Here is a 6258-nt window from a genome sequence, read left to right as displayed (position 1 = left end):
GCCAGTACCTCACAAACTGAGTGGCAAAAAACAAACGCACGTATCGACTGCGCGGATTCTGGCGATGCGACGGTAGTCAACCGACCCTTACAGGGATGGGTTCTATAGCCCAGCGACGATTGTTGACGATGCCAAGCGTCACGGGGTTTCGTTTCTTCCTGTTGATGTCACGCACAGTCAGTGGGAGTGCACGTTAGAAACCAATAGCGTTCGGCGTTCAGGAGACGAGGACAACGAGAGAGAATTCTGCATGGCACAAACTCCGCAAACTTTAGCCGTCCGCATGGGCTTACGATACGTCAAAGGATTATCGCAAAAGGACGGAGAGCATATCGTGACCATGAGGCGCGGCAAGAGCTTTTCCTCCCTTGAAGACTGGATGCGACGAATCGCCCTCAGTCAGACCAGCCTCTCCACGCTGGCTGCAACTGGAGCCCTCGCCAGTCTCGGAGGAAACCGACGTACGGCGTTGTGGCAGGTCCAGGCTGCTACACATGTGACCTCTGATTCTCTGGCCTTGCCGTCAAGAGAGATTCTCCCGTCTTTCCCTTCTCTCACTCAGGGTGAAGAAATCCGTTGGGACTACCAACACACTGCCCACAGTGTCCGTGGCCATCCATTGCAAGTGCTTCGGGCTGAGCTTGACACACAGGGTCTTCCGCCAGCTCGGGTTGTCCAACAGTTACCGAACGGCGCCCGAGTTCGTTATGCTGGCCTCGTCATCAGTCGTCAGCGGCCCAGCACCTCGAAAGGCGTTGTGTTCATGACGTTAGAAGATGAAACTGGTTTCGTGAATGTTGTCCTCTGGGCAACGGTATATACTCGGTATAAGGTCATCGCCAAGACCGCAACTTTACTTGGTGTCACTGGCCGCTTGCAATCGCAGGACGGCGTTGTCCATCTCGTCGCCGAGCAGTTGTGGATTCCGCACGTGCGACAACTTCCGGTACGGGTCACCAGTCGTGATTTTCATTGATGTCAACGCTCATCGCCCAATCGCCAATTGAGGCCATGTGTTGCTACGATACTCAGTTGAAGGATACAGGCCAGTGAATTGCGCACCAATGAGTTTTGACATTCAGATTCGCTAATCGTCGCTATGTTTGTGTTCCTAACGCTCGGATTCCTGGGTTAGCCGGGTCTGCCCCAGAGTTTGCGCGCAATTCCAGTAATAGTGGTCAGTACTCTGGCCATTGCCCCCCCGGTTTGCGCGACAGATGCTGATCGCCCATCTGCGTTCGGAACTCCCGGTGGGATCTGGTGCTGCCCTGGCAGGAGCGTACTCAGAAGAGCCAACGCCTCATCATACGCTGCCTGCGCTTGATCATACTGTTTCTGCTGCAAAAGATGATCACCGTTGGTGAGTGCTCGTTCTATTTGTCGCTTGTGTTTGCCTTTGACATCACCCGCTTGTCTGCGTAACGCATGCGCGCGAGCCCTACGCGCCTCGGTTGCGAGCTTTTGGCGCGCTCCCTCGGCATCCTGCCGAATCTGCCCCCAGCGGACGGCGATGCGTTCAAATTGACCCCGTGCATCATCGAAGTCTCCTCCCCCAAAGAGACGTTCTGCTTCACGCAATTGTGACACTGCCTCGATATATTGACCAGGCAGTAACTCCTCCCCTCCAGCCTTTTTCGCCTCAGCGTACGCGGCGTTCACCTTTTCCCGTGCAGCTATCGCAGCACGTTCTTTAGAACTCGACGCGCTAGCCGCTGCAGGACGTACGATGTCAGCTTCTTGAACCTGTTTCCTGGTGACGATTCCCTGCGGCTCAGCCTCTCTCATTTGTTGTCGAGGTTGCTCTTGTTCACTGGCGGGGGCAGTGCTGGTGTGTAGCCGCGCAGCTTCTAGCGTCGCGATGGTCGGCTGGGTAGTGCTAGCCGGCTGGCGGGTTTCAGATGCCTCTAGCTTCTTCCGCTCTCTCTGGGCAGTCTCGCTGGCGCTGGTCAACAACTCAGCCGCACTCCTGTAGCGTTGCATCGCTACCGCCAGCTCTTTTGCCCGGTTCTGCTGCTCCGCCTGATGGTAGGCCTCCAGACCTTGCTGCCATAACTGTGCCGCATAGCGTGCGGCATTCTCTTGTTCAGCGCGAGCCTTGGCCGACTGCGCTCGCTGTTGCGCGTCCCGAGTCTCCTGCTGCAACTGTTCTTGCTCAGCATCGCCACGCGCTTGCGTATACGCCTGTGCTGCTTGCGTGTAGAAATCTGCCGCCCGACCATACTCTTGTTTTCGGTACGCTTCTTCAGCTTGTCGCGCTCGCTCCTGCGCTCTGCTCCAACTCGGCTTGGCCCAGGCTTGCAACGGTTCAGTACCCTGCGCGATTTCTGTCATTTTCTGACGAGCGGCGTCAGCTCGTTCTCGTGCGGCCAGCACCGCATTCTCACGCGTCAATTGTTGAAAGCGTTGCGTGGCCTGCGTGTAATGATCTCGGGCTTCACTGTATTGCCCTTGTCGTTCGCTCTCCTGCCCTGCAGCAACTACACGTTGAGCCTCTTCGTAGGCAGCAGCAGCGCGTTCTTTCGCACCCACCTGATCCGCCTGGGCTTGGGCCTGCTGTAGCTGTTGGCGAACTGTGGCTATGGTTTTTCGCTCCCGTTCGACGACAACTTCTTGCGTGGCCTGCTCGTAGCGATCGCGAGCCTGCAGGTATGCTTGCTTGGCCTGGTCATACGCTTTGGCTTGCAGGTGAGAGTCGCCCTCGGAGTGCAAGATCACAGCTTGTTGAAACGACGGTGCACCCGCCTCACGTGCGTGGACTTCTTCGGATTGGCGGCGTGCCTCTCTGGCTTGCTCCAGCAACGCCATCGTTTCCAGCCGCTGTTTCTCGCTCAGTGCTTCACGTTGCGCCCGCTCATACGTTTGCGTGGCAGCCAGGTACAGTTCACGGGCTTGGGTAAATTCCTCTTGCTGAATAGCGACGCTCGCTCGCTGGTCCTGTTCAGTGGCTTCACGAAAGACACGCATGACGAACTGAGAAGCGCGCTGTTCTTCGGCAGCGACCTTAGCGCTCTCCGCTTGGATCCGTGCCTTCTCAGCGTCTGCTTTCGCCTGTTCTCGCCGTGCTTGTGCCTGCGCGTCGGCAAATGAACGCAGTGCTTCACCATAGAGTTGAGCTGCTTGTTGCAACTCATTCTTTGCCAATAGTGCATCAGCTTGTGATTCCAGCTCACAGCCATGCGCATACCTGGTCCGTGCCAGATCACGCGCGCCGGCGTGCTCGGCTTTCTCTTTTGCCACCGCGACACTGGCCTTAGCTTGTTCTGCTTGTCGTTTCGCTGCGGTTGCGTGGGCTTCTGTGCCGGCGCGGGTGAAGCTCTCGATCGCCGCTTCAAAAGCCTGCTGCGCCGCCGCGAAGTCTAACGATTGTAAACTCTTTGCTCCCTGAGCTTCAGATGTAAGACCCTGCTGGAACATTGGAGTCGCCCAATCGGCGGCCCCTTCACGGGTCGCATGTTCACGCGCTTCACGTGCTTTTGTCTGAAAGGGCTGAATGCGACGACGCTCCCGCTCCTCTTCAAGTTTGCGGATCTGAGCATCGATATCCCCAGCAGGTGGAGGGGTTGCCGATTCTCTCAGTCCGAGTTGGGAAATGAGCATGGTGCCGGTTTCTTCCTCTTCGACACTGAACGTTTGACAAGCCTTGATCGCCTCCAACAGTTCTCCCATGCTGTGATAGCGCTGGGCGCGGGCCTTCGCCATAGCACGTGTCAACAGATCAGCAAATGCAGCCGGCGGCGGCTGGTCGAAATGCGGTTCATTCTCGGTCGTATCAAAAAGAACCCGCCGCAAGACCTGTTGCTCATCCAGGCCGCCAAAGAACTGCTTACCGGTGTACATCTCGTACATCACCATGCCGAGCGAATAGACATCGGCACCCCCATCGAGCTTTTCTTGACGCAGCTGCTCAGGCGAGGCGTACTTGAACGTGCCAATCATCATGCCGGTCCTAGTAGAGTCAGCATCACCGAGTTCCTTAGCGATGCCAAAGTCCATCACCACCACCCGTGAGGTGCGGTCCTCGATCATGATGTTGGCGGGCTTGATGTCGCGATGGGTAATAGGCGGCGTATGGCAATGCGCGTAATTCAGCGCGTCCGCGACCTGATGCGAGATCGTGAGCAGTTCTGGGAGCGGCAATGATCCCGTGCTGCGAATGTGACGGCCCAGCGTCTCACCATCAATGTACTCCATGACGAAGTAGTAGAGATTTTGCGCCTTGTCCTGCTCGATATCGAGAACTTTGACGATATTGGGATGATTGAGACGAGCCATGACACGCGCTTCACGATTGAAGCGATTTACGATGTCTTGTTCTTTCATCAGGTACGCGGGAAGGACCTTCAAGGCCGATATGGTATCGAGGCGGGTGTGGCGGACTTTATACACCAGTCCCATGCCACCTTGTCCGAGCTGGCCAATCACTTCATATTTGTCGGAAATAACCACCGCCATTACAACCACCTCTTACGTGGCCCTGGCATACGGCCCATTACGACTCCACAGCAACCCCAGTAGCCATGATGAGCTACAGGACCTTTGAGCTTGAACGTGACGAAGTACAGATTACGCATGTGAACCAAGACAATAACGCTATCGCGCCATTGGTCAAGTCGTTTATGTAACACGCCGAGAGGAATTTCTAAAGCAACGGCACAATGTAACATGGAGCGAAGTTGCGCATTGGTGTTTGACTCCGCACTTTATGATTGACACTCTCTAGCACACATCTTAGTGTGACTGCGAATTTTTCTTCATTAAGGAAGAACTTGCTATGGCTCTGACATTTCACCAAATGCATCCGCTGTTCGTTGCCGAGGTCAGCCCCATCAACCTGCGAGACGTCCATGACCGCGCGACCTTAGAGGAGATTCGTACCGGAATGGACCGCTATGGGGTCCTCGTATTTCATGACCAGTTCCTGACTGACGATGAACACGTCGCCTTCGCTCAGCGTTTTGATGGCGAGCTTCACACAAAGACAGGGATCAGCGCATTGCAGGAAAGTCGCTTGGGAAACGAGGCCTTGGCTGATATTTCGAACCTTGACGAAACTGGTCACATTCTCGGATCAGATGATCGGCGCCGCATGTACGGACTTGGTAACCGTCTGTGGCACACCGATGCCTCCTTTCAAGATCCGCCCGGTCGCTATTCAATGTTGGCCGCGAAAGTCGTTCCTCCCGTCGGCGCTGACACTCAGTTCGCTGACATGCACGCTGCCTATGACACCTTGCCGCAAGAGATGAAAGAGCAGCTAGAGGGGCTAAGAGTTCATCATTCCATCGCCTATTCGCGACACGTCTTAGGCTTTGAATTCTCGGAAAAAGAACAAGAAATCTTAAAAGGTGCCATTCATCCACTCATTCGCACTCTGCCAGGCTCCGGACGCAAATCCTTATATGTCGCCTCTCACGCCTCCAAGATCATTGATTGGCCCATTCCTGAGGGTCGTCTCATGTTGCGCGAACTCATCGAGCATGCCACCCAACCACAATTTATCTATCGCCATGTCTGGCGTGAGGGAGACCTGGTGATTTGGGACAATCGGGCGACTATGCATCGCGCGACACCGTTCGCTGACGGGAAATATCGTAGAGAGCTGCGTCGCGTGACTACGCTCGATGTGCCGTTGCCAGTCCCTGCGTAGCACCTGCAACCGCCCTTGAGTTGAAGGGCGTGCGAAGCGCGCCAACTGACTGGCGCGTGGTACGCGCCCCACGATTTCCCTGCTAATAAACTTGCGAGACACGGCACTAGTACCTTGTAAGTATCCTTGAGTTCCGGCTCGTGGAGACGCCACACGTCGCATCTCCGCGGTACAACTTGATTCCTCTGGCCTCTTGCCGCGCGAAGTGCTAGAGCTAGCCTCCGAAATCATAGAGGAGGGAATCATGGCAACCGCACCATCACCTGCAGTGGCCGCAGCTCGCGAAAAAGCTCGTAAGGTCGCACCAAAACTCATTGACCTAACCGAAAAGGTCGTTTTTGGCGATGTATGGGAACGCCCAGGTTTATCGAAACGCGATCGCAGCTTGATCACTGTGGCCGCACTGATGGCCACCTACCGGCCTGAACAGTTGCGTGTGCATATTGCCCGTGCGCTTGAAAATGGCGTAACCAAAGAGGAACTTGGCGAGTTGATCACTCACCTGGCCTTTTATTCTGGTTGGCCGACGGCGATGACCGCAGCGACCGTCGCTCACGATATTTTCGAACAGCAGTAACACGTCGTGCACAGCCAACACAAAGTATCAGCGT

The 6258-nt window shown here is 55.6% G+C and carries 4 protein-coding genes; 3 read left to right on the top strand and 1 reads right to left on the bottom strand.

What is annotated here, in order from left to right:
• Positions 1-250: 250 nt before the first annotated feature.
• Positions 251-976, top strand: a complete 726-nt coding sequence (locus tag FJ147_13780; GenBank protein ID MBM4256953.1) for a hypothetical protein — start codon at positions 251-253, stop codon at positions 974-976.
• 155 nt (positions 977-1131) lie between these two features.
• Here the strand turns inward: FJ147_13780 and FJ147_13775 are convergent, their stop codons facing one another.
• Positions 1132-4452, bottom strand: a complete 3321-nt coding sequence (locus FJ147_13775) for a hypothetical protein (GenBank protein MBM4256952.1) — start codon at positions 4450-4452, stop codon at positions 1132-1134.
• A 319-nt stretch (positions 4453-4771) separates the two neighbouring features.
• Between FJ147_13775 and FJ147_13770 the strand changes: the two genes are divergently transcribed.
• Both FJ147_13770 and FJ147_13765 read left to right on the top strand, forming a co-directional pair.
• Complete coding sequence (locus FJ147_13770) at positions 4772-5647, top strand: TauD/TfdA family dioxygenase (GenBank protein MBM4256951.1); 876 nt, start codon at positions 4772-4774, stop codon at positions 5645-5647.
• Between the two features lie 244 nt (positions 5648-5891).
• Positions 5892-6224 carry a carboxymuconolactone decarboxylase family protein gene (locus FJ147_13765; GenBank protein MBM4256950.1) on the top strand — a complete coding sequence of 111 codons (333 nt, stop codon included), beginning with the start codon at positions 5892-5894 and terminating at the stop codon, positions 6222-6224.
• Positions 6225-6258 lie beyond the last annotated feature (34 nt).

It is taken from the genome of Deltaproteobacteria bacterium (assembly GCA_016874775.1).
Lineage (GTDB): Bacteria > Desulfobacterota > Binatia > Bin18 > Bin18 > VGTJ01.
Note: the sequence above shows the minus strand (reverse complement) of the source record. Positions and strands in the feature narration are given on the sequence as shown.